The following is a 13,952-nucleotide window of genomic DNA, read 5'->3' on the forward strand; positions in this document are numbered from 1 at the left end:
ATATCAAAATGTGTTCCCTTTCGGTTCGCTGGTCATCTATGCTATTCTGTAGTGTTGGTTTTGCCAGCATTTCCTACCGTTTCGGTGGTATATATCGCTTCCCTTAGCAACTCTAATTCTGCACCCGGTATGGGTAGATGATAAGGGGTTCCGACAACCAGATCGCCCCATCCGCGTTTGTCATAAAAAGCTAATCCTGAAGCAGTTCCGAACGATTCCATTCTCTTCTCATGCTTCAGCATGCTCCAGACTGTAGCACCATCCGATCGTACCGGATTCTGGGCATCGCTCATACTGCCGGTCGGATCGGTATACAACGCATCCGGAAGCTCACCAACTTGTACCCGAGATTCATTGATAATATCAACAACCTGGTTTTTGTTAGCTACAGGGTCCAGATGCAACAGGGCTTCTGCTTTTAGCAAACGCATCGTTGCAGGTGTCATAATCCACTTTTCATTACCCTGGGCATAGCTGTATCGAGGCCCCGGGTTCCTATTTAAATAGGCATAGTTGGAATAGTGGTAAATACCACGGTCAGACGGGAAAAACGAAGCGCCGGCATAGGCAAAATACTTACCATCTGATTGTGGGTCACCTTCACCCGTTATCCGACGATCCTCCGTGGTAATATCAAATGGCAAACGTTGACTGAGGTCGCTGTTTAACCAATCATCATAATTACCGGATTCATCAGCCGGACCGATGGTTTTATAATCGGCACGGGTCCATACCAAGTCCTTACCATAATAGCGCCAACCGGAGAACCAATTTTCCTGAGGATCGTTAATAGCGAAAACATCATCTACCATTTCGGTATATCCGGCATCGACATCATCAGCTACCTGTTGCCAATCCACATTCTGGCGCTCCTGCGGATTACGTGCCATCGCTGCCCGGTAATGGGCACGATACATCCTAATGATAGCAATAAACTCATCACGGGAAAATTCCGTAGCTCCCATCCATCCGGAAGGGATACTGGAAAAGGAAGCGGATTGAGCTGTGCTGATTGCCTGATTCAAGTAAGGTAGGGCACCGTTTGACCATACATCTGTATAGGGAACAATTTCAAACGGCGGATTTTCCGCATCAAACTGTCCGGTTGGAACCTGATCTACGATGAAACCTTGGTCAAAATTTACAGCGATATTTGCATGTGCCAATCCGATCACAAATTCGCCGAAAGATTTCGCTCTCGCCGTTTGATCAGCATCACCAATTTCAAGCCCCCCTTCTATGGCTCCGAGACCATCAAGTGCAGCAGAAATAGCCGCATACGAGTTGGTAAATGGAATCTCAGCTACCGCGGAATAACCGTAGGACGGATCGTTGTTATAAGGCTCACGCGGCTCAGAACCCATGTCCTGCATCCCGAAGTTACCCCATGACGAACTCTGTTCGTCTGCGGCTACTGAAAGAGCAAATGTGGGTTCATAATTCTCACTGGCATAATAATAAGTGCGAAACGTTCCCTGTATCAGGGTTTCAATATCACCCGGTTGTGACAAGGCACGCTCGCGGTTCGGGTCATTTTGATTTGTCACCGACAAGTCTTGGCATCCACTAAACGCCACCAGACCGGCCAGCACAAATGGAACAAATGTTTTAAATAATCTCATAATATGTTCCTCTGTAGTTTTAATTAAAATTCGAGAGTAATTCTACCGGTATAGGTGCGATAGGTCGGGTAGGAAAAGTTATCAATCCTATAACCGTTGGAAATAACATCGGGATCATATCCGGAATAACCTGTAAATGTTAGCAGGTTACGTCCGACAACACCGACCGAAACTTCACGAAATATACTTCCTACGCCATCTCCGAAGACATTACTTAAAGTACTACGCCCCATAGAATATGTGAGACTTACTTCTCTTAACTTTAAATAAGTAGCATCCTCTACAAAATGACTGTTTACCGCATTTGTATTGTAGAGTGTACTGTAATACTGTATAGGCTTCTTATTACCTTCCGCTTTACCTTGCTGATCAACAGCACCGGCTAGAAACTCGCGATAAGGCCATTGTGCCGTACCGTTATAGATGTCACCACCAATTTGGGCATCCCAAAGCATAAAGGCATTGAATCCTTTATAGTTGAAATTGGTGTTGAAACTGAAATTAAAGTCAGGTACTACGCTACCGATCTTGGTGAACGAACTTCCTTCCTCATCTACATAAGCAATCGGCATTCCCCAGTCGTAGGTATTACCTGCAACCGTACCTGTCGTACCCCAGAGTTGATCCGAGATACCATCCTGGTAGGTATTACCAGAACCGACAAATACCAGGTATCCGTCATCATTTATATCAAAGGCGTCTTGATTGCCCTGAACTGCAGATGGAAGCTCATCATAACCGGTGATATACTTGGTTCCATATAAAGCTCCAAAGGTTTCACCTTCTCGGTTATAGAAGGCATTATATCCACCGGCACCAACGCGATAAGCGGGAAGATTAAACTTAGTAATCGTTTGATCCGTCATATCAAAAGTACCTCCAATATTCAGTGTCATATCGTTGGTTCTCAAGACTGTCGCATCAAGTGTGGCTTCCCAGGTATCGGTTTCTACCGTACCGGCGTTCTGCCATTGTGAACTGTAACCGTAATAGGATGGCAGCGGTACGTTTAGAAGCTGATCTTCGATAGTTGACTGTGCATATACAACGGTCAAATAAACCTGATCCATAATGCCCAGCTCCATTCCGAATTCTTGCTCGGTTGTGAACTCAGGCTTAAGTTCGGCATTACCCAGTGTCTGCTTGTTAATGGATCCGACGCCTACACTGAATGTTTCATACTGTGCCTCGAAATCCGGACGGGCACCTGCAGTACCAAGTGAGTAGCGAAGCTTAAACTCATTTATGATATCCGGTGCGAACCACCATGGCTCTTCCGATATCCGATAGGCACCACTGACTCGGTAATAGGTTTGCCATCTCTCATCTGAACCGAAAAGAGAACTTCCATCACGACGAACCATCAGGTCCAGGATGTAACGATCCTTATAATCAAGATTTGTAATGGCAAAATAACCACGTGCCCTTATTTCCTGCAGATAAGAATTTACATCTTGATTATCTGGGTGGATAGCTCCAAGACTCTTGGTATCGGCTACGATAAATCGATCACCAGATGCAGTAGTCGACTCAAAGCTGTTATCCTCATACAGTACCCGAAAGCGGGTCTGTGTGGCAAGATCACCGAATTCCTTAATAAAAGAAGCGGTTAAGCTTGCATTGAGTGCATTGTCAATGTAGTTATACCTGCTATAGAAGCCTGATTCTGTTCCGGCATCGATAGACTCAAAGCCTAAGGGCAGATAATCCACATCTTTGTAATCGAGACGATCGTAACTGAGATTTGCCTCTAGGTTGAACCAATCAACAGGCTGGAATGTACCGTTGATACTTCCGGTAATACGCGACCGGTTGTGGGTTTCTTCGGCTTCTGAGCGAATACCGTATAGCGGATTTTCTTCCTGGATTCGCTGGGTGGGCTGAACATCCGGTAGTCCGTCCCCGTCACGGTCTGCGGCCAAATCCATATTCGGATATTGAAATAGCAATCCAAAGAATGGGTTGGGCATGCCTCCTACACTCGGATCATCACGTTCCGAATTAGCATATCCTGTACTTGCTGACAGTTTTAATTGGCTGCTCACATCATGATCAATATTAAAACGGAGGGAATTCCGGCTATATCCTTCTAAACCTGTAATAACTCCTGCTTCCTGTGTATTTGAAGCGGAGATCATAAAATTCGTTTTTTCCAGGTTTTGAGAAACCGACAATTTATTTCGATATGTATTACCCGGATCAAAGAAGCGCGCCAGGTTGTCATATGTCTGTCCGGGATAAGGATTATCCGCAAAAGAGATATTATTACCGCCAGGATAGACATCATCGGCAGCTGCATCGAAACCTACTACATTCCCACCGGCATCCAGCCAATCTCCTGAACTGTTGGTTCGGAACCAGTGGCTTTGATTCGTTTCCACTGTATTATGCAATTCGTTGATACCTGCTTCGGTTGTAAATTGAACCTGGGTATCACCGAGACTTCCGCGGTCACCTCTTTTGGTCGTAATATTTATTATACCGTTCTGAGCTCGTGACCCATAAAGAGAAGCTGCGGCAGCACCTTTCACTACCTCAATATTGGCAATATCCTGCGGATCTAAATCCGTAGGCTCTGAAGCCAATATCGCGCCGTCAACAATATAGAGAGGTTGGTTGGATCCTTGAATACTCCCAGTACCTCTCAAAGTAATACTGCTGCCTGAGCCTGGAAGACCGCTGCTTTGAACAACATCCACTGCAGCTACTTTACCCTGGAGAGCGGCAGTGGCTGAAATAGCCGGTGCTTTATCCAGTTCATCAGTTGAAACCTGTTCAACGCTGAACGTTGTTTTTTCTCGCGCTGTCTCGGAAATAACCCCGGTAACAACCACCTGGTCCATACCAAGAACATCCTGTTCCAAAGCTATATTTACTGTTTCTTCAGAACTTTGTAGATCAACTTCAACTGTTTTTCGTTTATAACCTATAAAGGTGACGCGTAATCTATATGTACCATATGGTACATTTTCGATAGTATACTGACCTTCAGCATTTGTAGCGGAACCTCTTTCAGCTCCGACAACAAATACATTTACGCCGGGTATAACTTCGCCTGTTTGTGAGTCTGTAACTGTTCCTGAAATAGTGCCGGTCTGAGCAAAAGCCATACCAACCCCACACAGAAACATAGCAATCATTGTTGCTAGTAGCTTCTTAAGCATAATTAACCTCGTTTCATTATGATTTTTGTGAAACAAGGGCAAATAAAGATGTGCCTGTTAAGCCCTAACTTAACAAAGAGTTATCCCCATACATCCCGTTATATAATATTTTGCCCTAATTACTCGCCTAAATAATTAATATTTTCTAACAAATCAAGCATTTTTACTGATTTGCCAGGAAACATCAATAGTTGTGAAAAGAGATTTGGCTAATTACGGTCATGAAGTGAATTGTGTTTCCCAAGCTTATTATTAAACTTTTTTTACTTTGCTCATTATCATTAAACGCTTTTTATAGCGTACCAGGAAGTTGTATGTAAGCAATGAATTACCTTTAAAGTCAGGCTTGGTCATGACTTTATACCCTCACTATTCGGGAAATTATGTAAAGGAATTGTGGCGCAAATAAAAACGAAGTAGTTTCTCCGGGGAAATGTTACTAATCTAGTAATTAAATTTTATTCCACCAGATACCTGGGCAGCTGTGAGGGAATTCTGACCAAGACTTCGTAATTTAGGAAGTTAGTCATTTCACTGAACGAGGAAACCGTCATTTCCTGATCTCCCTGTTTCCCGATAATCACGACTTCATCTCCTTTTTTAACCCCGGGGATATCCGTGACATCGATAGTAAGTAGATTCATATTCACCAATCCGGCCACTCCTGCCCTTCGACCTTTGATGAGCACAATTCCGGCATTGGTGAGGTTCCTGCCAAAACCGTGAGAGTAACCGATAGGCACGGTGGCAATTTTCTGTTTGCGGCTGGTCTGATATGTATTTCCATAACCAATAAACTCACCGGCCTCGACATTCTTGGTACTCATCACCACACTTTTCCACTCCATCACCCTTCTGAGGGGATCTTTATGCTCTTTTTCAATATCAGAGTGGTTCTTTACGAATTTCATGTAGGTCTCCCGATTAGGCCAGAATCCGTATTGCGCTATTCCAATGCGAACCATATCCATGGTTGTCTCCGGGTAATTCAATGCCGCTGCCGAGCAGGCCGTGTGCAAGTGTCTGGGCTCAATGCCCAGATCGATTAGTTTCTTGCTTAATTTTTTAAAATTCTCGATCTGTCGGGTAACACGTACATGATTGCTGACGCTTTCTGCTCCCGCATAATGTGTGCATATACCGTCAACCTGTAAATGATTAATGTTGTCCTTGATGAGTTTAACTGTTTGTTCGATTTCACCGTTTTCAAGACCGGTTCGGTTCATGCCTGTTTCCAGGTGCAGATGAATGCGGGCGGGCATCCCCAAATCTTTTGCATGCTGTATAGCTGCTTTCAAACGGTCGTTTTCAAAAATGTAAAACGAGACATCCTGTTCAATGGCCCACTTGATTTCGGAGTTCTCAATCATACCCATAATCATAATGTGACTCCCATCATCGGTCTTGGCATCATGGGCTCTTTTCGCCTCATCGGAACTGAAAACAGAAAAGTGTCTTATGCCACAACTTTCTGCCAGGGGAACAAACTGCTCAATGCCGTGCCCATAAGCATTTCCTTTTATTACAGAACTGAAGACTACATCCTGCCCCACATAGTCCTTTAAGAATTCAACATTCTGTTTAAAGGCTGATTTGCTTAGTTCTATATGGGATGGCGCGAACATGGAAGTTGTTGAGTTGTTGAGTTGTTGAAGAGAGGATCTATCCTTTAATAAGGGTGAAAGATTACACGGTCGAAGTCAAGCTACATTTTAAATGTTATTATTCTTAATTAAGCATTCAGAGTGGAAGCAGAGCATCCGGGAAGGTGTCAACCGCAGAGCGATTGACAAGAAAATTCCTAATTGTTCATTGTTCATTGTTAATTGTCAATTGCCATACACTGTTCAATAATTTTGGCAAACATCTTTACCCCTGTCTCAATTAAATCATCCGGGAAATCATAATCGGAAGCGTGTAACGCCGACTGATCGATTCCAGCCCCCAATCCAAACATCGCGCCGGGAAAGACGTCCGTAAAATGTCCGAAATCTTCCGACCAGCTGAAGGGCTCTGCTTTTTCCAGCAATGAAAATTCATTTTGCTTTGCCGCTGACCTTATTATTTCTACAGCTTCAGTATCATTAACCGTAGCTGAAAAAGACTCCACCCATTCGGTCTCCAAGCCCAGATTATAGGTTTCAGCATGCCCTTTTGCAAATGTAACGGCCTGCTGTTTTAATTGCTCCAGTGTGTCATCGTCATAGGTTCTCAGGGTCATCATGACTTCAGCAAAACCGGGCGATGTGCCAAAGGCCCGCTCTCCAAGCCGGGCATGGATTACAGTAGCTTTTGCTGCTTGAGCCAATCCGGTATGAAATTGTGGAAGGGAGGATAAATCCCCGATTAAGTGCGACATTGCCATGGCCGGACTTTTTCCTTCATCCGGATGTGCCGCATGCGAGGTCTCACCTTTCAGGCGAATAATGAGCCCAATGGATGCCGCTGCAAAAGCTTTCTCCCTAACTACAATCTGGCCTTTTTCATAGCCCGGAAGATTGTGCAGGGCGAATACCCAGTCAGGTGTAATATCCTTGAACCCCTGGTCTTGCAATACACGTCGTGCTCCCTCTCCGGTTTCTTCGGCCGGCTGAAAAAGTAGCAGAACATCTCCTAACTTAGGCCTTTTTTCACCAAGCCATTGTGCTACCCCACAAATAATGGCCATATGTCCATCGTGGCCGCATTTGTGTCCCGTCTGCGGATTACCCGAGCGATAATCAATATCATTCTCCTCAGGGATGGGAAGGGCATCCAGTTCACATCGTATAAGTATTGTTGGACCATCTTTCTTTCCCTCAAATCCGGCTAGTACTCCGTGGCCTCCCAAACCGGTAAGAAGTGTATCAGGATCGGTAGATTTTAAGAAATCGATTATCCTGGAGGCCGTTTGCTCTTCCTCTCCGGAGACCTCTGCGAGGCTATGAAGCTCATGGCGCAGCTCAACCAGTTTTTTAATATCTAATCCGGAATTTGTGCTCATGGTAAAATTCAGTCAATTCCTTTGTGATACTTATTGTAAACTTTGAGCAACTTTGTGAAATAGCCGACTAAAATTATAACACAGAGTTACACAAAGAAGCGCTGAGGGACACAGAGGACTTATCTATGTTAATAGAGATCTCCGAGTACGATGCGGGGATCGGGGTAGAGCTTGAGTGCCTGTTCATGAAACTCATCAGCAACGACTCCGGGCATATCCGCTTCACCGGGATCCTTAATTGAGATCTGAAAATGAAGATGCGGAACCCAGCCGCCATTAATTTTTTCCTCTCCAAGCTCGGCAATCTTTTCTCCTTTTTCAACAGATTGTCCAACTTCCCATTGATCAAGGCATGCTTCAGAAAGGTGTCCGTATAGTGCGAATAAGGTAGTGTCTTCGAATTCGTGACGTGTTACCAGCGTAGGACCATAGTTACCCTTCTGTGCATGATTTTCTTTATAGGCAAGCTCTCCATCATAAAAAGCATAGACCGGAGCTCCGGCATTTGTCCATATATCGATGCCCATATGAATGTTTCTTTTCCCTTCGTACTGATCAGCCGTGTACATCCTGGTTCTCTTCTCATTATACTTGCCTATGGCCCATGATTTTGAGCTAATAAATTCAGGATCATAGCGCTCGGAGAGATCAAAGACAAAGAGCTCCTCCGGGTAATCCATAACCGGGGTTAAATTAAATTCAGAGAGGTCAATCATTAATAATAAATCATGTTAAACCGAAAATTATGCCGGGAATTCGCATAGGACCCCAAGTTATTGTAAAATCAGTTCTATTGGCAATTATTTGAGCATCCGAGAAGATAACAAGCTTATTCGACAATCTTATCAATGTAATCGGAGTTCATAATTCCAAGCGCTCCCATGTATTTCATACGAAAACGAATAAAGTCACCGACTTCGTAATTATTCTTGTTATCACCCACATCCAGGATAAGCATATCGGAACTGGCATCGGCGACTTTAACATCATCATGAATATTTATTAGATGATCGGGATTGATATCCAAGTATCCGATATCCAGTATAGCCCGGTAGGATGTTTTACCGTACTCATCCTTGTCGATGGATGCGACCTTGCCTTGGGGATTTTTGCCGAGATCACCGCTTGGTACCTTCGGTTTTTCTGCAATCTCAATAATTTGCGAGTAGAGCTCCAGTACATCGTTGTGCATGCCTTCTATGGTCCCATCTGAAAACAGGTCTTTGCCGAAGAAGAGAGCCTCACCCACCCGGAAATGATTGATGCCTTTGGGCAGCTGATTGCGCAGCAATAAGGGAATAGTCACCGTCGTTCCTCCCGAAACAAGGGGAATCTCTTTGTCAAACTGCAGTGAAATAATCTGCTTGTAGAGTGCCAGCTGTATTAATTTATCCTCGTCTGGCATTACCCCATGCATGCAATTTAGGTTGGTACCGATACCGATGACCTTAATGGCAGGAAGTTCGAATACCTTTTCGTAGAAAGTAATCAGATCTTCGCGCATTACCCCCTCCCGCAGGTCACCCATCTCAATCATTATTATAACTTTATGTACAGTTCCCTGGCGCTGGGCCTCTTTAGAAAGCGCATGCAGCGTGGAGAGCTCAGTATTAAGGCTGGCATCGGCATACTTTACCACCGATTCGATAATATCTTTTGGCGGAGGTTTGATATAGATGGTCAGCACTTCAGAATCAATCTCTTTGATCTTTTTAAGATTGCTGATCCGGGAGTCGTGCATTTCACCAATTCCAAGGTCGGCGACCTCCTTTAGATAATCCGTATTGCCGCAGAGCAGCTTGGTGGTGATACCCCACTTTATGTCGTTTGACTTAAAGAGATTATCCAGGTAGTTATAATTGTCGCGCAGCTTGTCGCGATATAGCTTTAGATAGGCCATCCCCTACTTATTAAGTCTCATTTCAAGATATTTATTGGTGAAGCCGTACTTCTCATAAAGATACCTGGCCGGGTTATCGGGCTCAACATGCAGTGCTATATCTCCTTCTGTGGCATCAATGATACGTTCCATAAGTTCTTTACCGATTCCCTGCCCGCGCTCCCTGGCATCCACTGCAATATACACCAATATATGTTCGGGGATATACCCGCCCATATTTGTGTCATTAATGATTACGGCTCCAACGATTTTTTCATCACGATGGGCAACCAGTATAAATCCGTCTTGCCCTTCACCATCTCCATAGGCGTAGGCAATACAGCGCAAAATGCTCTCTTTTTTATCACCGTATTCATCCAGGTGATGATAGAGAAATTCAGCAATATCGTCCCGGCTGAATACGGTCGGATTGTTTTCATCCGATTCAATGATAGAATATTTGATCATAAAAATAGCTAAGTGTTAATTTGTTCTTCAACAAGTGTTTCGTCTTTCACTTCAGTATCAAGTTCTCCGTCGCTATCAGGAAACGCCAGCGATACAATTACGAAGGCAATGAGTGAAGCTGTGATTCCGAATACATTTGGATCGAGATTGTACGGTAATTGTTTCACAAAAATTTGCAAATACAGAGTGGTTCCTCCTCCAATAAGCATGGCTGAGATTGCACCAATACTGCTGCTTTTTTTCCAATATAAAGCACCGATTATAGGTACAAATAATCCCGATACCATGAAAGCATAGGAATAAAGCATAAGATCTAAAACACTGGTCATGGTTGTGGCAATCAGCAAGGCTGCTACCCCGATAATAAGTGTTGTTACCTGTGAAAAGCGGAGGAAAGAGTCACTTTCATGGTCCACATCCTTAAAATACACTATAATGTCAGAAACCACATTTCCTGATGAGGCCATCAGGCAACTGTCGGCAGTTGAAAGTATGGCTGAAAAATAGGCCGACATCATAATACCCATCAAACCTACAGGCAATACCGTTCTCAATAACATCGGTAACCCGGTTTCAGGATCAGTATCAGAAATATTTTCGGCGCCGAGGTAATCGAACATTCCCTGTCCGGCCCCCACTTTGGCAAAAAGACCCAGCAAGACTCCCATGAATGCCATAACCGGCCATTCAAACAGACCGGCAAGGTACCATGCTTTTTTAGCAGTCTTCTCATCATTACAGGCATAGATTCGCTGGTATAAGGTCATACCAACAAACCATATGGGAATGATAGTCACCGCCCAGTATACCACATTCTGCCATGTGATATTTGTCATGGAGAGTAACTGCGGATCCACCGTGCTGGTAATTCCCTCCCACCCTCCGATAGCGGTATAAGAAATCGGAATTCCGATCAACACCAAACCGGTCATCAGCAGTGCCCACTGCAAGGTGTCTGTGTAAATTACAGCTTTCAAGCCCCCCATGACGGTATACACCACTGCGATAGTACCCATTATCAGCAGGGCGGTATTCAGCTCAAGATCTGCAAAAGTACCGGTAGCAAGTTTAGCTCCAGCTAGAATCTGCGAGCTGGTAAACCCGGCATACCCGATGGCCGATATGATCCCGGCTATCAAGGCCACACGTGCATTGAAGTAATATTTAAAAACTTCAGGAAAGGTATAGGCTTTATCAAAAACCGGGTTACCTTTTACCTTGGGGATGAGAAAAACTGCAGCAAGCCAAGCCCCAATCAGACCGGTAAAAAGCATCCATGATCCTGACAATCCCATGGTAAATCCAAGTCCGCCAAGGCCGATTGAAAACCCACCCCCCACATCTGTTGCAACAACAGAAAGTCCGACATGGAGACTACTCATATTTCTTCCGCCTACATAGTAGTCATCCGCTCCCTTGTTTTTCTTCAGAAAGAAAAACCCGAAGCCGAGCATGACAATCATATAGAGTATGAAGATGGAAAAATCTATCCAGTGCATAAGATGGGACGAGAAAAATAATTAACCAGAAGGGTGCAATTAGACCGGTAAAGGTAAATTCATGTAATAGCGTCAAGGAATATTTACGACCCTAAATATAGGCTTAATCTGGCAGGGATGTCAAATTGATCACATCAATATAAGATGGGCAAAAAGGAAGAATTACTAACTGCCGTTTCTACTCGGGCCTACCAGCAGTTTACCGTTATAAACGGATCCTTCATCAAAGGAAATGTTCTTAGCTTTTATGTCTCCCCTTAACACGGAACCCTTTTTAAGGTGAATGGCATCGCTGGCATGAACGTCACCTTGCATCGATCCCTCAAGCACCAGTTTGGAGGTTTTTATGGTACCCCTGAAATTGGTGTCCTTGTCGAGGTATGTATAACTCTCCGAATTTTTCACTGTTTTCAACCCTTTTAAATTACTCCTTGAACAGCAGTACCTTTTGTCGGCAACCTGCTAACTCATTATTTCTATTGCTAAAACCTTAGCTAATTATAACAAATTTTAGCTAACAAATATATTATTGAGCTAAAATATAATATTTCACCGTGTCGGAATGACCGGTCTTATCATCTTCCCATTATGCGCTCTCGCAGTGTTTCGCAGTTGACTTCGCTGAGTTACGCAGAAATTTTGACCCTCTCCAAGCATCGGCGAAAAACTTAGCGCAATCAGCGATAGAAAATTTACTTTAAAACAGGTTAAGCACTAATAGAACCATTAGAGTAGTTGTTATTTTTCCTTATTTTTCTGATTAGAAAATCAATCCAAAATCCATCGTATTTATCTATGATCACGTCTGAAGAAGCAATGGCTCTCGAGAATCAATACGGAGCTCATAATTATCATCCGCTCCCGGTAGTACTTTCAAAGGGTGAAGGAGTGTATGTGTGGGATCCGGAAGGCAACAGGTATTTTGATTTTCTATCAGCTTATTCGGCAGTAAACCAGGGGCATGGCCATCCTAAAATACTGAATGCACTCAAAGAACAGGCAGAAAAGCTTACTTTGGTTTCGCGAGCTTTTCATAGTGATATTCTAGGAGTGTATGAGGAGTACATGCACAACTATTTTGGCTATGACAAGCTGCTGCCAATGAACACGGGTGCCGAAGGCGTGGAGACGGCTATTAAACTGTGCCGAAAGTGGTCATACGAGAAGAAGAATCTCACCCCGGAAAAAGCTACTATCATTGTAGCAAAAGGAAATTTTCATGGCCGAACGACCAGCATCATTTCCTTTTCAAATGATCCGGTCGCACGTAAAAACTTCGGCCCCTATACGCCCGGTTTTGTCTCTGTAGACTATGACGATTTGGATGCATTGGAACAAGCCCTGAAGGAAAAAGATGTCGCCGGTTTCCTAGTGGAACCGATACAGGGGGAAGCAGGAGTAAATGTACCAAGTGATGGATATCTGAAGAAAGCTTATGAACTTTGCCAGAAACATAATGCTCTATTCATTGCCGATGAGATTCAAACTGGCATTGCTCGTACCGGAAAATTACTCTGCGTTGATCACGAAAATGTAAGACCGGATATCGTAATTCTTGGAAAAGCGTTATCCGGCGGGGTCTACCCGGTATCGGCGGTACTGGCAGACGATGAAATTATGGAGTGTATTCGACCCGGCGAACACGGCTCCACCTACGGAGGAAACCCACTGGCTTGTGCTGTAGCGATGGCGGCTCTTGATGTTGTCAAGGAAGAGAATCTGGCTGAAAATGCAGAAAAGCTGGGCAAAATTTTCCGGTCTGAGATGGAGAAACTGGCAGAGAAATCTAAACTGGTAAAAAAAGTTCGTGGAAAAGGCTTATTAAATGCAGTGGTTATCAATGATTCGGAAGAAAGCGAGACTGCATGGAATATCTGTGTGGCCTTAAAAAATAACGGTCTCCTTGCCAAGCCTACCCATGGGAATATCATCCGTTTTGCACCTCCCCTGGTGATGACCGAAGAGCAGCTTATGGAGTGTGTTTCCATCATATCAGATACCGTGATGGAATATGAAAACGTCGCGGTATAGAACACGGATGCATGGAACACGGAAAACGCAGATATTGCGGATTGGCACTGTTTTGAGTTTAGGTTACCTCAAATTTTAGATCTGCACAAACCAGTCTCATCGGTGTCATCTGTGTTCCATAAAAAAAGCGGCTTCCTAAATTAGAAAGCCGCTTCTGTAGTGGCGGGGGTAGGATTCGAACCTACGACCTTCGGGTTATGAGCCCGACGAGCTACCAGCTGCTCCACCCCGCGATGTAAGACTCCAAAAATAGGCTTGATTTGGGTACTTGTCAATAGTAAATTTATATTTCTTTCCGCTAACAGC

Annotated in this window: 10 protein-coding genes and 1 tRNA gene; 1 reads left to right on the top strand and 10 read right to left on the bottom strand. The window is 44.1% G+C overall.

Annotation, left to right across the window (positions count from 1 at the left end):
• Window positions 1–41: 41 nt before the first annotated feature.
• From G3570_RS10320 to G3570_RS10360, 9 genes are all read right to left on the bottom strand, one after another.
• Complete coding sequence (locus tag G3570_RS10320) at window positions 42–1,622, bottom strand: hypothetical protein (protein ID WP_165141986.1); 1,581 nt, start codon at window positions 1,620–1,622, stop codon at window positions 42–44.
• Window positions 1,623–1,645: 23 nt separating this feature from the next.
• Window positions 1,646–4,786, bottom strand: coding sequence for a SusC/RagA family TonB-linked outer membrane protein (locus G3570_RS10325; RefSeq protein WP_165141988.1), 3,141 nt, complete (start codon window positions 4,784–4,786; stop codon window positions 1,646–1,648).
• Between the two features lie 458 nt (window positions 4,787–5,244).
• Window positions 5,245–6,411, bottom strand: coding sequence for an alanine racemase (gene alr, locus G3570_RS10330; protein WP_165141990.1), 1,167 nt, complete (start codon window positions 6,409–6,411; stop codon window positions 5,245–5,247).
• A gap of 197 nt (window positions 6,412–6,608) precedes the next feature.
• Entirely contained in the window at window positions 6,609–7,769 is a 1,161-nt protein-coding gene (locus G3570_RS10335; protein ID WP_165141992.1) for an amidohydrolase, read from the bottom strand.
• Window positions 7,770–7,897: 128 nt separating this feature from the next.
• A complete protein-coding gene (locus G3570_RS10340; protein WP_165141994.1) occupies window positions 7,898–8,485 on the bottom strand; it encodes a peptidoglycan DD-metalloendopeptidase family protein in 588 nt (195 codons plus the stop codon).
• A 113-nt stretch (window positions 8,486–8,598) separates the two neighbouring features.
• On the bottom strand, window positions 8,599–9,669 hold the full coding sequence (locus G3570_RS10345; protein ID WP_165141996.1) for an alanine racemase: 1,071 nt from the start codon (window positions 9,667–9,669) through the stop codon (window positions 8,599–8,601).
• 3 nt (window positions 9,670–9,672) lie between these two features.
• A complete protein-coding gene (locus G3570_RS10350; protein ID WP_165141998.1) occupies window positions 9,673–10,116 on the bottom strand; it encodes a GNAT family N-acetyltransferase in 444 nt (147 codons plus the stop codon).
• Window positions 10,117–10,124: 8 nt separating this feature from the next.
• Entirely contained in the window at window positions 10,125–11,615 is a 1,491-nt protein-coding gene (locus G3570_RS10355) for a sodium:solute symporter family protein (RefSeq protein WP_165142000.1), read from the bottom strand.
• Between the two features lie 165 nt (window positions 11,616–11,780).
• Window positions 11,781–12,020, bottom strand: coding sequence for a polymer-forming cytoskeletal protein (locus G3570_RS10360; protein ID WP_165142002.1), 240 nt, complete (start codon window positions 12,018–12,020; stop codon window positions 11,781–11,783).
• 390 nt (window positions 12,021–12,410) lie between these two features.
• Between G3570_RS10360 and rocD the strand changes: the two genes are divergently transcribed.
• Complete coding sequence (gene rocD / locus G3570_RS10365; RefSeq protein ID WP_165142004.1) at window positions 12,411–13,646, top strand: ornithine--oxo-acid transaminase; 1,236 nt, start codon at window positions 12,411–12,413, stop codon at window positions 13,644–13,646.
• A 160-nt stretch (window positions 13,647–13,806) separates the two neighbouring features.
• On the opposite strand, the gene G3570_RS10370 is transcribed toward rocD, so the two are convergent.
• A tRNA-Met gene (locus G3570_RS10370) sits at window positions 13,807–13,879 on the bottom strand.
• Window positions 13,880–13,952: the final 73 nt, after the last annotated feature.

Source organism: Halalkalibaculum roseum, from assembly GCF_011059145.1.
Classification (GTDB): Bacteria; Bacteroidota; Rhodothermia; order Balneolales; family Balneolaceae; genus Halalkalibaculum; species Halalkalibaculum roseum.

Excerpts from the sequence above, each read along its gene's own strand:
- G3570_RS10325 (WP_165141988.1), bottom strand. The coding sequence starts at position 4,786 with ATGCTTAAGAAGCTACTAGCAACAATGATTGCTATGTTTCTGTGTGGG.
- G3570_RS10340 (WP_165141994.1), bottom strand. The coding sequence starts at position 8,485 with ATGATTGACCTCTCTGAATTTAATTTAACCCCGGTTATGGATTACCCG.
- alr (WP_165141990.1), bottom strand. The coding sequence starts at position 6,411 with ATGTTCGCGCCATCCCATATAGAACTAAGCAAATCAGCCTTTAAACAG.
- G3570_RS10355 (WP_165142000.1), bottom strand. The coding sequence starts at position 11,615 with ATGCACTGGATAGATTTTTCCATCTTCATACTCTATATGATTGTCATG.
- G3570_RS10320 (WP_165141986.1), bottom strand. The coding sequence starts at position 1,622 with ATGAGATTATTTAAAACATTTGTTCCATTTGTGCTGGCCGGTCTGGTG.
- G3570_RS10335 (WP_165141992.1), bottom strand. The coding sequence starts at position 7,769 with ATGAGCACAAATTCCGGATTAGATATTAAAAAACTGGTTGAGCTGCGC.
- G3570_RS10345 (WP_165141996.1), bottom strand. The coding sequence starts at position 9,669 with ATGGCCTATCTAAAGCTATATCGCGACAAGCTGCGCGACAATTATAAC.
- G3570_RS10350 (WP_165141998.1), bottom strand. The coding sequence starts at position 10,116 with ATGATCAAATATTCTATCATTGAATCGGATGAAAACAATCCGACCGTA.
- rocD (WP_165142004.1), top strand. The coding sequence starts at position 12,411 with ATGATCACGTCTGAAGAAGCAATGGCTCTCGAGAATCAATACGGAGCT.